This is a genomic window from Mesorhizobium sp. M0587 (assembly GCF_040320945.1).
GTDB lineage: Bacteria > Pseudomonadota > Alphaproteobacteria > Rhizobiales > Rhizobiaceae > Mesorhizobium.
Genome location: NZ_JAMYQP010000036.1, coordinates 1 through 13,569 on the forward strand (window position 1 = coordinate 1; position 13,569 = coordinate 13,569).

A 13,569-nucleotide genomic window follows, 5' to 3' on the forward strand; every position below is an offset into this window, starting at 1 on the left:
AAACACCCAGTTGATTTTTTTTTTTCCCCCCCCATAAATCGGCTTCACCCGGGGGCCACATTTGGCTCCGCCCCAAAACACCCCCACCCGCGCCGCCCGCCCCCCCCGCCCCCCCTTCGCATTAACGTGACGTCAGCTTAAAGTTGTATGTATGTCGTCTTCCCAAAACCGGACCCACTTTTGGGCGACATGCATTAGCTGTCGCGAAGCTTGACCAGGTCGTTCAGGAGCCCGCCGGTTCCGTTGTGGACGGTCAGCCGCTCGACCTTGCCGGCGATGGTCTCCAGAGACTCGAGCTCCTTCAGCCGCAGCATCACCGGGTTCTCGGCCATCACCCTGGCCGTGTTGAGGAGGGAACGCGTGGCGTTCGTCTCCTCGCGACGGCGGATGACGTTGGCCTCGGCCTGCTTCTCGGCCGACACCACCTGGTTGAGGATCTCGCGCATCTCGCCCGGCAGGATGACATCCTTGAGGGCGATATCGCTGACCTCGACGCCGATCGCGGCCATGTCGGCGCGGACCTTGGCCGCGGCCTCCTCGTCGATCGTCACCTTCTTTTCAAGGATCTGGTCGAGCGTAAGCGCGCCAAGCGTCTTGCGGAAGGCGTACTGGAGGGCGCGGTAGAGGGCCTCGGCGAAATCCTTCACGGCGCTCACCGCCTTGACCGGATCGACGACCCGGTATTCGGCGGCGATGTTGACGCGGATCGTGACGCGATCCCTAGTCAGCACTTCCTGCCCGGCGACATCGAGCGACTGGCGCTTGAGGTCGACGACCTTGATCTGCACCATCCGTCCGACATTCCAGAAGCCATGCACGCCGGCGGCCAGCGTCCGCACGAGGACACCGTCGATGAACAGCAACCCGGCCTGACCGTCGACGACCGGATGGACGGACATCAATTCCGTCTTCCGGGCCTGGCCGAGCCGGCGCATGATCGCCGGATCGATGGCGAGATCGGCTGACGTGTCGATCAGCGTCACCTTCCACGGACCGGCATCCGTCCACAGCACAAGCTTGCGGTCCGGCGCCAGCACGGAATGCAGGTTGCTGTCGCGCTCGATGATCGCGACTTCCGTGCGCCCGGTATGAACGACGGTGAAATGACGCGCGGCCACATCCGGGAGCTTGTCGAACAACGCCTTCTCATACGCCGAAACGAATTCCGGGTTCTTCAGATCGTGCCGCGACACTTCGAGGCTTCCGCGCCGGTTGGCGAGCCAATGTTCGCCCGGCATCAGGACAGCCTTGATCTCACCCTTGTGAAGGGTGAGGGCACGTTCGTTTTCCCTTACGAGGACGCGCTCGCGTCCAAGAGCCTTGTCGAGAATAGTCGTCATTGTCTTACTCCTGTCGGGCATGGCCCCATGCGAGGCGTCAAGTCATGCGTCGATCTTCCCTTTCGTTTCTCGTTTCACGTCGTCACGGTCCGGGCACGAATGATCCGGGGACCGGTGGCATCGATCCGTGGCGGACCTGCGGGAGCGGATCGCGGGGCAGCAAAGCGGGCGCCGGAGGCCTTGGCCCCCTTTGCCGGCGACGCTGCGCCTTGATCGTCACCGCGGGCCTGGCCGCGAGCCGATGGCGTCAGAGCTTTCGACACGGCCGCGCCCGAAGGCTCGTGCCGTCCGTCAGATCTTCAGCATTCCAGTCCCCGGACCGTTTTCAGATAACACCTGGCAGGGTGCTGGCTTATCAGGCCAATGGAGAAGGGATCGAACCTTCGACAGTCAGATTATGAGTCTGATGCTCTTCCAGCTGAGCTATCCGTAGTGCAGACGACGGGACTCGAACCCACAACCTCCGGACCCAAATCCGGCGCTCTTCCAGTTGAGCTACATCCGCGATCCCAATCCCCGAAGCGGCGCCGTATACAGGGCGGCAAAGCCGCCTGCACGGGCGGAGACGAAAGCTCCAACCGTTGTGCTCGCTTCGGTTTTCGTGACCGGGAGCGCGCCTATAGCCCCTGCGACGGGTTGTCGCAAGCGGCATCGTCGCGGCGATTTGCGGCTTCGCTCAACTGTGGCAATTCGGCAACGCCGGGTTCGATGCCAACGGCCTCAGCGCGTGTCAGAATGTAACGCGGCCGAGCACGCGCAGGCCGTCGCCTTGCGGCTCGACGACCACGGCTTCGCCTTCGCGCGGCGAAGTGCCTGTCAGGGCCACGATGTTTTCCAGGTGGGTCACCATGACCAGATTGTCGGAACCGGAATAGGCGCGGATTTCCTTTATGATCGCCGCGATCTGCGCTGCCTTCTGAGCCTCATCGCTTTTCAAGAGGTCGAGCGGCGCAAACAGCTCCGGCTCGGCTTCGAAGGCGATGCGCGCGGTGTCGAGGCAGCGGCAATAACGGCTTGACAGCACGCGTTCGATCGGTGCCGCGCGGGCGGCAAACAACGCGCCGATCTTGCTCGCCTGCTGCTTGCCGCGTGCCGACAAATTGACCTGGGTGGCACAACTGTCGATGTCGAAATTAGCTGGATCGGTGGAGCCGGTGACCATGGCGTGGCGAAGCAGCACGACATGGCCGCCGTCGCGCAGCAGCGCCCACCCGGCATCCGTCGCATAGGCGGTGCCGGGGACGACAAGCAGGAAAAACGCCAAGGCAAGTCGAATCATCGCATCCTTTCAGGAGGCCGACAGCAGGCCATTCGCATATAGGGACCGGAAAGCCGGCACAAAGACAAGCGGAGGGCCTCCGGTCCGGGGGCTTTACTTTTTGGCGATCTGCTTCTTCACCAGATCGATCTTCTGGCCGGTGAGCGGAATAGGCATCGGGTGGCCGGCCTCGGTAAAGCCGCTCTCGATGGCGCGATTGCGCCGCGACCGTGGCTCGCCTATCCCTGAAAAATGTCTCCGCTCACCGAAACCGTCCTTTTCGTCTTCAGTCTCGTCGCGCTCGGCTATCTCGCCGGGCTTACCGGCTATCTGAAACCGGCGAGCGGCGAGGGGATAGCCGATTTCGCGATCTCGGTGGCGATGCCGCTGCTCCTGTTCCAGACCATGGTGAATGCCGATTTCCATGGCGTGGCGCCCTGGTCGCTGTGGGGCGCCTATTTTACGGCGGTGGCGATCACCTGGGCCGCCGGTCATGTCGTCACCACGCGAGTCTTTGGGCGGGATTCACGTGCCGGCGTGGTCGGCGGCGTGTCCTCGGCCTATTCCAATGTCGTGCTGCTCGGCGCGCCCTTCATCCTGGGCGTATTCGGCGCGAGCGGCTTCGAGGTGCTGTCGCTGCTGGTTTCAGTTCATCTGCCGATCATGATGGCGGCCTCGATCGTGCTGTTCGAGATGTTCGGCCGCGGCGGCAGCGAACCCGTGCATCCCTTGCGCGTCATACGCGGGTTCCTGCGGCGGCTGTTCCTCAACCCGCTGATCATCGGCATTCTTCTGGGGCTTGCATGGCGCCTCAGCGGCGTGCCGCTGCCGGGCCTTGTCATGCGGCTGGTCGATGCGCTGGCCGGCACGGCCGGGCCGGTGGCGCTGTTTGCCATGGGGCTCAGCCTGCGCCGCTTCGGTGTTTCCGGCAATGTCAGGCCGGCACTGGCGCTTTCGGTGCTGAAGTTGTTCCTGATGCCCGCATTGGTCCTTGCTTTCGTCTGGCTGCTCGGCCTGCCGCCCTTGACGGCCAAGGTCGCGGTGGTGGTCGCGGCGTTGCCCTCCGGCATCAACTCCTACCTCATCGCCGTTCAGTTCGATACCGGCCAGGCGCTGGCCTCCAACCAGATGACCATCGCCACCGCATGCGCCGCCGTCACTACCGCATTCTGGCTGGCGGTTGTCGTCCAGGTTTTCGGCTAGGGTATTCCCCGGCTGCTCTCGCCTCGGGCTGGCCCAACCCCTATATGCCATCTTGCGATTGCTTGGCGGGCTTGCCCTAGGTAAAGAGCAGTGGCTCCGGCGTGCCGGCTTCAGTCCATGGCGTACGCTCACCAAGAATTCACAGACCGGCCGTGCGCCGAACGGAGGACAGACCATGCTTCAGAAAACCAGCCATTTCATGCGGCAGGCCAATCTCATCAACGGCGAATGGGTGCAGGCCGACAGCGGGCAGACTGTCGACGTCAACAACCCGGCCACCGGCCTGAAGATCGGCACCGTGCCGAAGTCGGGCAAGGCCGAGACACGCCGCGCCATCGAGGCCGCCGACGAAGCGTTCAAGACCTGGCGCAAGACCACCGCGCTCGAGCGCTCGAAGCTGCTGCGCAAGCTGCATGACGCGATGATGGACAATCAGGACGTGCTGGCCGAACTGCTCACCATCGAGCAGGGCAAGTCGCTGTTCGAATCGAAGGGCGAGATCGGCTCGGCGGCGTCCTACATCCTGTGGTTTGCCGAAGAAGGCCGCCGCACCTATGGCGACGTCGTGCCGTCGCCATGGGCGGACCGCCGCATCCTGGTGACCAAGGAGCCGGTAGGCGTCATCGCCGCCATCACGCCGTGGAATTTCCCGTCCTCGATGCTGGCCCGCAAGCTCGGGCCGGCGCTCGCCGCCGGCTGCACCGCCGTCGTCAAGCCAGCTTCGCAGACGCCGTATTCTGGTCTCGCCTGGGGCGCGCTCGCCGAGGAAGTTGGCTTCCCCAAGGGCGTCGTCAACATCCTGACCGGCGCCGCCGGCGAGATCGGTGACGAGATCTGCGCCAATCCGCTGGTCAAGAAGATCACCTTCACCGGCTCGACCGAGGTCGGCAAGATCCTGATCCAGAAGTCGTCGGTCACCGTCAAGAAGGTGTCGATGGAACTCGGCGGCAACGCGCCGTTCATCGTCTTCGACGATGCCGACATCGAGCGCGCGGTCGCCGGCGCGATCACCGCCAAGTACCGCAATTCCGGCCAGACCTGCGTCTGCACCAACCGCTTCCTGGTTCAGGCCGGCGTCTATGACAAGTTCGTCGAGAAGCTCGCTTCCGCCAGCAATGGGTTGAAGGTCGGTTCCGGCCTCGAAGAGGGCGTGCAGCAGGGGCCGCTGATCGACGAGAAGGCGGTCGAGAAAGTCGAGGAACTGATCGCCGACGCCACCTCCAAGGGCGGCAAGGTCGTCGCCGGCGGTAAGCGCCATGCGCTGGGCGGCTCGTTCTTCCAGCCGACGGTCATCGCCAACGCCACGCCCAAGATGCGCTTCATGAAGGAAGAGATTTTTGGGCCGGTCGCACCAGTGTTCAAATTCGAGACCGAGGAAGAGGCCGTTTCACTCGCCAATGACACCGAATTCGGCCTTGCCTGCTATTTCTACACCGGCGATCTCGGCCGCGCCTTCCGCGTCATGGAAGGGCTGAAATACGGTATGGTCGGTGTCAATGAAGGCCTCATCACCACGCCGGAGGCGCCATTCGGCGGCGTCAAGGAATCCGGCCTCGGCAAGGAAGGCGGACATCAGGGCATCGAGGATTACCTCGACACCAAATATGTCTGCATCGGCGGCCTCGGCCTCTGATGATCTATCCCTGAGGGAGGCAGGTATGTAACCTGCCTGCCAGGGGAATCGAGGAACCAGCCGAAATCCTCTGGATCAACCGGCACTTGCGGGTATTGCGATGAAGGACGGCGAGGTTTTCGGCACGACGCAGGCGGGCGAGCCGGTGCGTCGCTTCACGATCAGGGGCGGCGGTCTCAGCGCGAACATCATCGGGCTGGGCGCGATCGTCCAGGATCTGCGGCTGACCGGACATGATGCACCGCTGGTTCTCGGCTACGACAATCTGGAGGCCTATGAGACCGATACCGCCTTCTTTGGCGCGGTCGTCGGACGCTATGCCAACCGCATCCGCGATGGCCGCTTCACCCTCACCGGCAAACGCTACCAGACTGACCGCAACTTCCTTGGCAAGCACACGCTGCATGGCGGCTCGCAAGGCTATTCGCGCCGGCCGTGGGCGGTTTCGCTGCATGGCAGGGATTTCGTCACGCTGACGCTTCATGATCCCGACGGGACGATGGGCTTTCCCGGCGCGCTCGACGTGACCTGCACCTACCGGCTGAAGATACCAGGCACGCTCAGCGTCGAACTGACGGCGACTTGCGAGGAGCCGACGCTATGCAATGTCACCCAGCATTCCTATTTCAACCTCGATGACGGCGGCGCCGGCGACATCCTCGACCACAGGATGATGCTGAATGCCGGAGCCTATCTGCCGGTCGACGGCGACATGATCCCGACCGGCGTCGTCAAACCGGTCGACGGCACGCCTTTCGATTTCCGCCAGGCGCGGCCGCTGCGCATGGAGACCGAGGGCGAACAACTGCCTTACGACCAGAATTTCTGCCTTGCTTCGACTCGCGGGCCGCTCAGGCAGGCTTCGTGGACGCAAGGGGCGAGTTCCGGCGTCGAGATGGAGGTCTGGACCACGGAACCCGGCGTTCAGCTCTATACCGGCCAGTACGTGACGCCGCGCAACGGCTTGGAAGGGCGGAACTACAAGGCCTTCTGCGGCTTCTGCCTGGAACCGCAGATATGGCCGGATGCGCCCAACCGCGCCTATTTCCCGCAAGCGACATTGTGGCCTGGCGAGATCTATCACCACGTGACGGAATATCGTTTCCGCCTGCCTTGATATTATCCCTCGAACGCCGCCTGTAGCGTGGCAAAAGGCGCAAGCGCACCGCGCACCTGCACCACGGCTGCGGCGACGCGATGGGCGCGGCGGGCAGCTTCCACCGGATCATGGCCGGCGAGACGGGCTGCCAAATAGGCGCCGTTGAAGGAATCCCCGGCGCCGGTGGTGTCGACGGGTGCCGCGACATGGATCGCCGGCACGTCGTGCAATGCGCCTTTTTCGGCAACCAGGGCCGGCGCTTCACCGTTCTTGACGACGACCTCGTCGACCAGTTGCCCGAGCCGGTCAGCCGTCGCTTGCGGGTTTTCATCACCAAACAGCATCTGCTCGTCGGGAAAGGTCGGCAAGGCAATGTCGGTGACGGCCAGCGCTTCGACGATCGCTGCCTGCGCGTCCTCCCGACTGCGCCAGAGCCGTGGCCGGTAGTTGGGATCGAAGGCCACGGTCGAGCCGGCCGCCCGCGCCTTGGCCACGGCCACTAGCAATGTGGCGCGTGCGGCATCGTCCAGAATTGCCAAAGTGATGCCAGAAAAGTAGACCAGCGCCTGGTTTTCCAGGCTTTTCGACAATGACGATGGGTCCGAGGCGAGCTGGCGGGCGGCGGCGTCACCGCGCCAATAGGTGAAGGAGCGCTCCGCACCGGTCAGCGTGATGGCATAGAGGCCGGGCCGTGCCCCCGGTATCACGGGGCTGGAGCCGATGCCGATGCCGTTTTCGGCGAAGAAGCCGATCTGGTCTTGCGAGAAAGGATCGTCACCGAAGGCGGAGACGTAGGTTGCCGGCCTGTCGCCGCTCAACGCATGCAGAGCCCACAGCGTGTTGAACGTGTCGCCGGCAAAACCCATGCGCCAGTTCGGGCCGGTCTGGCCCGATAGTTCCAGCATGCATTCGCCGATCGAGGCGACGCCGTTTCCAGCCATGCAGAATCCTCCTGTGATTTCGGTGCTGTAGCTTTTTGCCGCCGGCAGCGCCATGCTTGGCAAGCAGGCTTTTTTCCGCCACAGCGTTTTCCCACAGGCTGGCGGGATGCGATCCGTCCGGCAGAGCGTTGTCTGCAGAAGAGGAACAGGTTTGTCATCGTTATGGCGTAATCTCCTGGCAGGCCTTGGTCTGGCCGCCTTGCTGGTCTGCATTCTCGCGGTCGTCTACCTGACGGCGCCGCGGTCGTCGCAGCCTGCCGGTCCGGATATCGCGCGGACGAAGGCGACAAACAATGGGCTGTTCGTGGCAAGTTTTGCGCCGGAGCGGGGCGTCGTGCGAGTGGGCGAGCTGGAATCCTGGCTGCTGACCCTGAAGACCAAGGCCGGCGTGCCGGTGGAAGGCGCTGCGATCGCGATCTCCGGCGGCATGCCGCGGCACAGTCACGGCCTGCCGACCAGCCCGCAAGCGACCGACTATCTCGGCAACGGGCGTTACCGGATCGAGGGGGTGAAATTCACCATGAACGGCTGGTGGCAGCTGCATTTCGCCATCTCGGCCACCGCCGGTTCCGACACGGTCCTGTTCAACGTGGTGTTGTGAGCGACAGATGAGGCGCCTTTTTTGCTTTCTGGCGCTGACGGTTGCCATTACGCTTGGCGGTTGCGGCAAGCCTGATTTTTCCGATACGGAGAAGAAAACAATCGCTTCGCTGGCGCTGTCCGCGCTGCCGGCACTCAAGCCCGACACCACCAACCGCTTCGCCGACGTGCCGGCCGCCGCCGCCCTCGGTTCGACGCTGTTCTTCGACGCAGGGATGAGCCGCGACGGCACGGTGTCGTGCTCGACCTGCCACAAGATCGACCGGCAGTTTCAGGACGACCTGCCGCAAGCGGTCGGCGTCGGGCGCACCAACCGCCGCACCATGCCGCTGGCCGGCGTGGCGCGCGATCCCTGGTTCTTCTGGGACGGCCGCCGCGACAGTCTTTGGGCGCAAGCGCTGACGCCGCTCGAAAACCCGCTGGAACAGGCGGGAAACCGCGCCGCTTACGCGCACTACATCAAGACGCGCTTCGGCGAACGCTATGAGCGCATCTTCGGGCCGCTTCCCGATTTTTCCGGCATACCGTTGAATGCCAGCCCGCAGGGAAACGATACCGAGAAGGCCGCCTGGAATGCAATGAACGGCGCGCAACGCGACGCGATCAACGGCGTCTATGCCAACATAGGCAAGGCAATTGCTGCTTTCGAACGCTCGATCGAACCGGCACCGACACGCTTCGACCGCTTTGCGCTGGACCTCGTCACCGGCGCCGAACCGAAAGGCGACGCGGTCTTTTCCGGCGAGGAAATCCTTGGCCTGAAACTGTTCATCGGCAGGGCCAATTGTGTGAGCTGCCATAACGGCCCGCGCTTCACCGACGGTACTTTCCACAATACTGGCGTGCCACCCGTTGCGGGCCTCCCGCCGGATCGCGGCCGCATCGATGCCGTGGCGCAGGTCGAGGCCGACCCGTTCAACTGCTTTGGCGTCTACCGTGATGGCGACGTGAGTGCCTGCGGCGAGTTGCGCTTCATGGTCAAGGATGCGCCGGAACTGGTCCGCGCCTACAAGACGCCCTCACTGCGCGGCGCGGCGGCGCGACCGCCTTATATGCATGCCGGCCAGTTTTCATCGCTCGACGAGGTGGTGGCGCATTACGCCAAGGCCGCACCGAGCGTGGAGGGGACCTCCGAAATTCACCCGCTGGAATTGTCGGATCGCGAACGTGCGGCGCTGGTGGCGTTTTTGAAGACCTTGTCGGAGTGAGGTTTGCCCGGGGCAGGGACGACAGGATACCGAAATCACGCACCGGCCATTGAGCGCCTATCGATCCTTCACCGTCTCCATTGCCACGAAGGTCGAGGTCTGGGCGACATGGGGCAGGGCCGAGATGCGCTCGCCGAGCACGCGGCGATAGGCGGCGATGTCCCGGGTGCGGACCTTCAGCAGGTAATCGAAGCTCGATGCCATCATGTGGCATTGCTCGATCTCCGGCACGGCCTGGACGGACCGGTTGAAGGCATCCAGCGCGGCGGACCGGGTGTCTGACAGTTTCACCTGGACGAAAGCGACATGGCCTTCGCCCATGCGCTCGCGGTCGACGATCGCCTGGTAGCCCCTGATGTAGCCGTCCTTCTCCAGCCGCTTCACCCGCGCCTGCACAGGCGTCTTCGACAGGCCGACCTTTGCCGCGAGCTCGGACATCGAAAGCCGGCCATCGCTTGCCAGCGCCGACAGGATGTTGCGGTCGATGCGGTCCAATTGGTCTTCTATCATGGAAAAGGCAGTCCATTCTTGTGATATTGTGCCACAACGATAGATCGGGCGGCCTGCCATGTCGATTTCTTTGGACCGGCTGAATTTTTGGAGCTGTGCTAGCTTGCGCCATTCGGTCCGGTGACCACCGGCCCGACCCCTTTTTGCTCGCTCAACAGGACCGTCATGCCAGCGCTCGATGCCATCCGCCAGCAGATCCGCGCCAACTATCTGCCCGACGAAGACGAGGCGGTGAAGCGGCTGGCGGAAGCCACCGGACTGTCGGCGAAGGACCGCAAGGCGATCTCTGCGCGCGCCGCCGATCTGGTGCGGGCGGTGCGCGGCTCGTCGGATCCACGGCTGATGGAGGTTTTTCTCTCGGCTTACGGCCTTTCCACCAAGGAGGGCGTGGCGCTGATGTGCCTGGCCGAGGCGCTGCTGCGCGTGCCCGACACCGAGACTATGGACGATCTCATCGCCGACAAGATCGCGCCGCACGACTGGTCGGCGCATTCGGGAGGGTCGAGCTCGATCTTCGTCAATGCCTCGACCTGGGCGCTGATGCTGACCGGCCGCGTCCTCGAGGAAGGCGAGGGCGGTATCGAAGGCACGTTGCGCGCGATGGTTCGCCGGCTGGGCGAGCCAGTCATCCGCAAGGCTGTGGCCGCCGCGATGCGCGAAATGGGCGAACAGTTCGTGCTCGGCCGCACCATAGCCGAGGCCATAAAGCGCGGCCGGCCGATGACGCAGAAGGGTTATCTCTATTCCTTCGACATGCTGGGCGAGGCGGCCCGCACCGAGGCCGACGCCTTGCGCTACCACAAGGCCTATGCGGACGCCATTTCCTCGCTGGACGCCGGTTCCAATGGCCCGGATATCCGCCAGAACCACGGCATCTCGGTCAAGCTTTCGGCGCTGCATCCGCGCTACGAGGTGGCGCAGAAGGACGGGATGCTGCCCGTCATGGCCGAGCGGCTGTTGTCGCTGGCGCTCGCCGCGCGCCATTCGCGCATGGGCCTCAATATCGACGCCGAGGAGGCCGACCGGCTGGATCTATCGCTCGATGTCATCGAGCGGGTGCTGGCGGAGCCGGAGCTTGCCGGCTGGAACGGCTTTGGCGTCGTCGTCCAGGCCTATGGGCCGCGCGCGGCCTTCGTCATCGACTGGCTCTACGCGCTGGCGAAGAAATACGACCGCAACATCATGGTACGGCTGGTCAAGGGCGCCTATTGGGACACCGAGATCAAGCGGGCGCAGGCGCTGGGGCTGTCAGGCTATCCGGTCTTTACTCGCAAGGCCAACACCGACGTTTCCTACATGGCTTGCGCCAGGAAATTGTTGTCGATGACCGACCGCATCTATCCGCAGTTCGCAACCCACAACGCCCACACCGTCGCCGCCATCCTGTCGATGGCTGACAATCGCGACACCTTCGAGTTCCAGCGCCTGCACGGCATGGGCGAGGCGCTGCATAAGACGGTGCGCCGGGCCGAAGGCACGCGCTGCCGCATCTATGCGCCAGTCGGCGCGCATTCCGATCTGCTTGCCTATCTGGTCCGCCGGCTGCTGGAGAACGGTGCCAACTCCTCATTCGTGCACCAATTGACCGACGAGGAGGTCGAGCCGGAGGACATAGCCCGCGATCCGCTCGAAACGATCGAGAGCCAGGGCCCGGCCGCCAATCCGGCGATTGCCCGGCCTTCCCAGATCTTTGGCGCCGGCCGTCGCAATTCCCGAGGATTCGACATCACCGATCCGGTGACGCTGGCGGCGATCGACCATGCCAGGGCCGCGTTCGCTGGGCCCGATCGCTGGCATGCCAAGCCCATCACGAGGGCTGCCGGCCTTGGCAAGCAGTGCTCCATCATCAATCCGGCAAAGCCCGCCGAAGTGGTCGGCACGGTCAGCGAGGCGACGGCCGAGCAGGTCGCGGCCGCCGTGCGCATCGCGGTCGAGGCGCAACCGGCCTGGGCGAAGCGGCCTGTCGCGGAGCGCGCCGCCATCCTCAATCGGGCCGCCGATCTTTATGAAGCGAATGCCGTCGAGTTCTTCGCGCTCGCCACCCGCGAGGCCGGCAAGTCGCTGGCCGACGGCGTCGCCGAAGTTCGCGAAGCAGTCGACTTCCTGCGCTACTACGCCGCCGAGGCGGCCAATGCCGAGACGGGCACGCAGGCGCGCGGCGTCATCGTCTGCATCTCGCCGTGGAATTTCCCGCTCGCCATCTTCACCGGCCAGATCGCGGCTGCGCTCGTCACCGGCAATTCGGTCATCGCCAAGCCGGCCGAGCAGACGCCACTGATCGCCTTCCGCGCGGTCGAGCTGCTGCGCGAGGCGGGCGTGCCGGAAGATGTTATCCAGCTGTTGCCCGGAGACGGGCCCTCGGTCGGCGGCCCGCTGACATCAGATCCGCGCATTGCCGGCGTCTGCTTCACCGGCTCGACCGAGGTCGCAAAGCTGATCGAGAAGCAGCTGGCCCAAACCGCCGCGCCCGACGCCATGCTGATCGCCGAGACCGGCGGATTGAATGCGATGATCGTCGATTCCACCGCGCTGCCCGAGCAAGCGGTGCGCGACATCCTCGCCTCGGCTTTCCAGAGTGCCGGCCAGCGCTGCTCGGCGTTGCGCGTGCTCTATGTGCAGAAGGACGTAGAGAAAAAGATGCTGGAGATGCTGAAGGGCGCCATGGAAGCGCTCAGCATCGGCGATCCCTGGCGGATTTCGACCGATGTCGGCCCGGTCATCGATGACGAGGCGCAAGCCTCGATCCGCGACTATTGCACGAAGATGGGGCTGCAAGGCCGGCTGATCGCCAAGCTCGAGGCGCCGAAAGATGGCCGCTTCGTCGCGCCGCATGTCTTCAGGGTCAAGGGCATCGAGGATATAGAGCGCGAGGTGTTCGGGCCGGTGCTGCATGTCGCGACGTTCGACGCCGACGAGATCGACGCGGTGATCGCCGCCATCAACCGCAAGGGCTATGGCCTGACCTTCGGCCTGCACACCCGCATCGAAGGCAGAGCGCAGCATTTCGTCGATGGCATCCACGCCGGCAACATCTATGTCAACCGCAACCAGATCGGCGCCGTTGTTGGTTCGCAGCCGTTTGGCGGCGAGGGGCTTTCCGGCACCGGCCCGAAGGCCGGCGGGCCGCATTACCTCAGACGCTTCCGCAAGGGGCCGGAAGCCGGCACGCATATTGCCGAGGGCCACAAGGTGACCGCGACCGAACTCGCCGACAACCTGCCCGATCCATCCCTTGGCGGCTGGTCGACGCGGCCCGACCGGGTCGCCATCCTGAGAAAGCATCTTCGCGGCAAGGGCGCGGCCGCCATTGGGGCCGCCGCCGGCATCGATTTCGGCCAGGTCGATCTGCCTGGGCCGACCGGCGAGGCCAACACGCTGTCGCTGTCGCCGCGCGGGCGGGTCCTATGCCTCGGCCCCGATGCCGACACGCTGCTCGCCCAGGTGATCCAGGCGCTTGCCGCCGGCAACGCCGTGCTTGCGGTGGCACCCGGTGCACCGGCCGCGTTGTCGGCGCTGACCGGCAAGGGTCTGCCACTGGCCGCCATAGACGGCCGGCCAGATCCCGTCGAAGCGCGTTCGCTACGCGTCGACGTCGTCGCCTTCTCAGGCACACCGGAAGCCGCACGCATCGTGCGCAAGGTCATCGCCGACCGCTCAGGACCGATCGTGCCGCTGGTCAGCGAGGTGCTCAACCCGGCGGCCTATGCGCATGAACGCGCCGTTTGCGTCGACACCACCGCCGCGGGCGGCAATGCGAGCCTGCTGGCCGCGGCTTGA

Annotated in this window: 10 protein-coding genes and 2 tRNA genes; 6 read left to right on the forward strand and 6 right to left on the reverse strand. The window is 64.5% G+C overall.

Translation table 11 applies throughout. From position 1 onward, the window contains the following. Positions 1-194: 194 nt before the first annotated feature. The 4 genes from NKI49_RS25965 to NKI49_RS25980 all read right to left on the reverse strand — a co-directional run bounded on the left by NKI49_RS25965 (position 195) and on the right by NKI49_RS25980 (position 2,619). Positions 195-1,340: a slipin family protein gene (locus NKI49_RS25965; RefSeq protein ID WP_352597989.1), complete on the reverse strand. Its 1,146-nt coding sequence runs from the start codon at positions 1,338-1,340 to the stop codon at positions 195-197. A gap of 360 nt (positions 1,341-1,700) precedes the next feature. Then, positions 1,701-1,768 (reverse strand) — tRNA-Met (locus tag NKI49_RS25970). A 5-nt stretch (positions 1,769-1,773) separates the two neighbouring features. Beyond that, positions 1,774-1,845: transfer RNA gene (locus tag NKI49_RS25975), tRNA-OTHER, on the reverse strand. 225 nt (positions 1,846-2,070) lie between these two features. Beyond that, positions 2,071-2,619 (reverse strand): histidine phosphatase family protein, encoded by a 549-nt coding sequence (locus tag NKI49_RS25980; RefSeq protein ID WP_352597990.1) that lies wholly within the window; start codon positions 2,617-2,619, stop codon positions 2,071-2,073. A gap of 231 nt (positions 2,620-2,850) precedes the next feature. On the opposite strand from NKI49_RS25980, the gene NKI49_RS25985 reads away from it, so the two are divergent. The 3 genes from NKI49_RS25985 (at position 2,851) to NKI49_RS25995 (ending at position 6,551) form a co-directional block, all read left to right on the forward strand. Further along, entirely contained in the window at positions 2,851-3,801 is a 951-nt protein-coding gene (locus NKI49_RS25985) for an AEC family transporter (RefSeq protein WP_352597991.1), read from the forward strand. A gap of 175 nt (positions 3,802-3,976) precedes the next feature. Next, entirely contained in the window at positions 3,977-5,434 is a 1,458-nt protein-coding gene (locus NKI49_RS25990; protein WP_352597992.1) for an NAD-dependent succinate-semialdehyde dehydrogenase, read from the forward strand. Between the two features lie 94 nt (positions 5,435-5,528). Next, positions 5,529-6,551, forward strand: coding sequence for an aldose epimerase family protein (locus NKI49_RS25995; RefSeq protein ID WP_352598058.1), 1,023 nt, complete (start codon positions 5,529-5,531; stop codon positions 6,549-6,551). A gap of 2 nt (positions 6,552-6,553) precedes the next feature. Here NKI49_RS25995 and NKI49_RS26000 read toward each other — a convergent pair whose 3' ends face one another. Continuing rightward, positions 6,554-7,474, reverse strand: a complete 921-nt coding sequence (locus NKI49_RS26000) for a sugar kinase (protein ID WP_352597993.1) — start codon at positions 7,472-7,474, stop codon at positions 6,554-6,556. Positions 7,475-7,625: 151 nt separating this feature from the next. Between NKI49_RS26000 and NKI49_RS26005 the strand changes: the two genes are divergently transcribed. Both NKI49_RS26005 and NKI49_RS26010 read left to right on the forward strand, forming a co-directional pair. Beyond that, entirely contained in the window at positions 7,626-8,075 is a 450-nt protein-coding gene (locus NKI49_RS26005) for a FixH family protein (RefSeq protein WP_352598059.1), read from the forward strand. A gap of 7 nt (positions 8,076-8,082) precedes the next feature. Next, on the forward strand, positions 8,083-9,282 hold the full coding sequence (locus tag NKI49_RS26010; RefSeq protein WP_352597994.1) for a cytochrome-c peroxidase: 1,200 nt from the start codon (positions 8,083-8,085) through the stop codon (positions 9,280-9,282). A 57-nt stretch (positions 9,283-9,339) separates the two neighbouring features. Here the strand turns inward: NKI49_RS26010 and NKI49_RS26015 are convergent, their stop codons facing one another. Beyond that, on the reverse strand, positions 9,340-9,792 hold the full coding sequence (locus tag NKI49_RS26015; protein WP_352597995.1) for an Lrp/AsnC family transcriptional regulator: 453 nt from the start codon (positions 9,790-9,792) through the stop codon (positions 9,340-9,342). 165 nt (positions 9,793-9,957) lie between these two features. On the opposite strand from NKI49_RS26015, the gene putA reads away from it, so the two are divergent. After that, positions 9,958-13,569 carry a bifunctional proline dehydrogenase/L-glutamate gamma-semialdehyde dehydrogenase PutA gene (gene putA, locus NKI49_RS26020; protein WP_352597996.1) on the forward strand — a complete coding sequence of 1,204 codons (3,612 nt, stop codon included), beginning with the start codon at positions 9,958-9,960 and terminating at the stop codon, positions 13,567-13,569.

Excerpts from the sequence above, each read along its gene's own strand:
- NKI49_RS25965 (WP_352597989.1), bottom strand. The coding sequence starts at position 1,340 with ATGACGACTATTCTCGACAAGGCTCTTGGACGCGAGCGCGTCCTCGTA.
- NKI49_RS25980 (WP_352597990.1), bottom strand. The coding sequence starts at position 2,619 with ATGATTCGACTTGCCTTGGCGTTTTTCCTGCTTGTCGTCCCCGGCACC.
- NKI49_RS25985 (WP_352597991.1), top strand. The coding sequence starts at position 2,851 with ATGTCTCCGCTCACCGAAACCGTCCTTTTCGTCTTCAGTCTCGTCGCG.
- NKI49_RS25990 (WP_352597992.1), top strand. The coding sequence starts at position 3,977 with ATGCTTCAGAAAACCAGCCATTTCATGCGGCAGGCCAATCTCATCAAC.
- NKI49_RS26000 (WP_352597993.1), bottom strand. The coding sequence starts at position 7,474 with ATGGCTGGAAACGGCGTCGCCTCGATCGGCGAATGCATGCTGGAACTA.
- NKI49_RS26010 (WP_352597994.1), top strand. The coding sequence starts at position 8,083 with ATGAGGCGCCTTTTTTGCTTTCTGGCGCTGACGGTTGCCATTACGCTT.
- NKI49_RS26015 (WP_352597995.1), bottom strand. The coding sequence starts at position 9,792 with ATGATAGAAGACCAATTGGACCGCATCGACCGCAACATCCTGTCGGCG.
- putA (WP_352597996.1), top strand. The coding sequence starts at position 9,958 with ATGCCAGCGCTCGATGCCATCCGCCAGCAGATCCGCGCCAACTATCTG.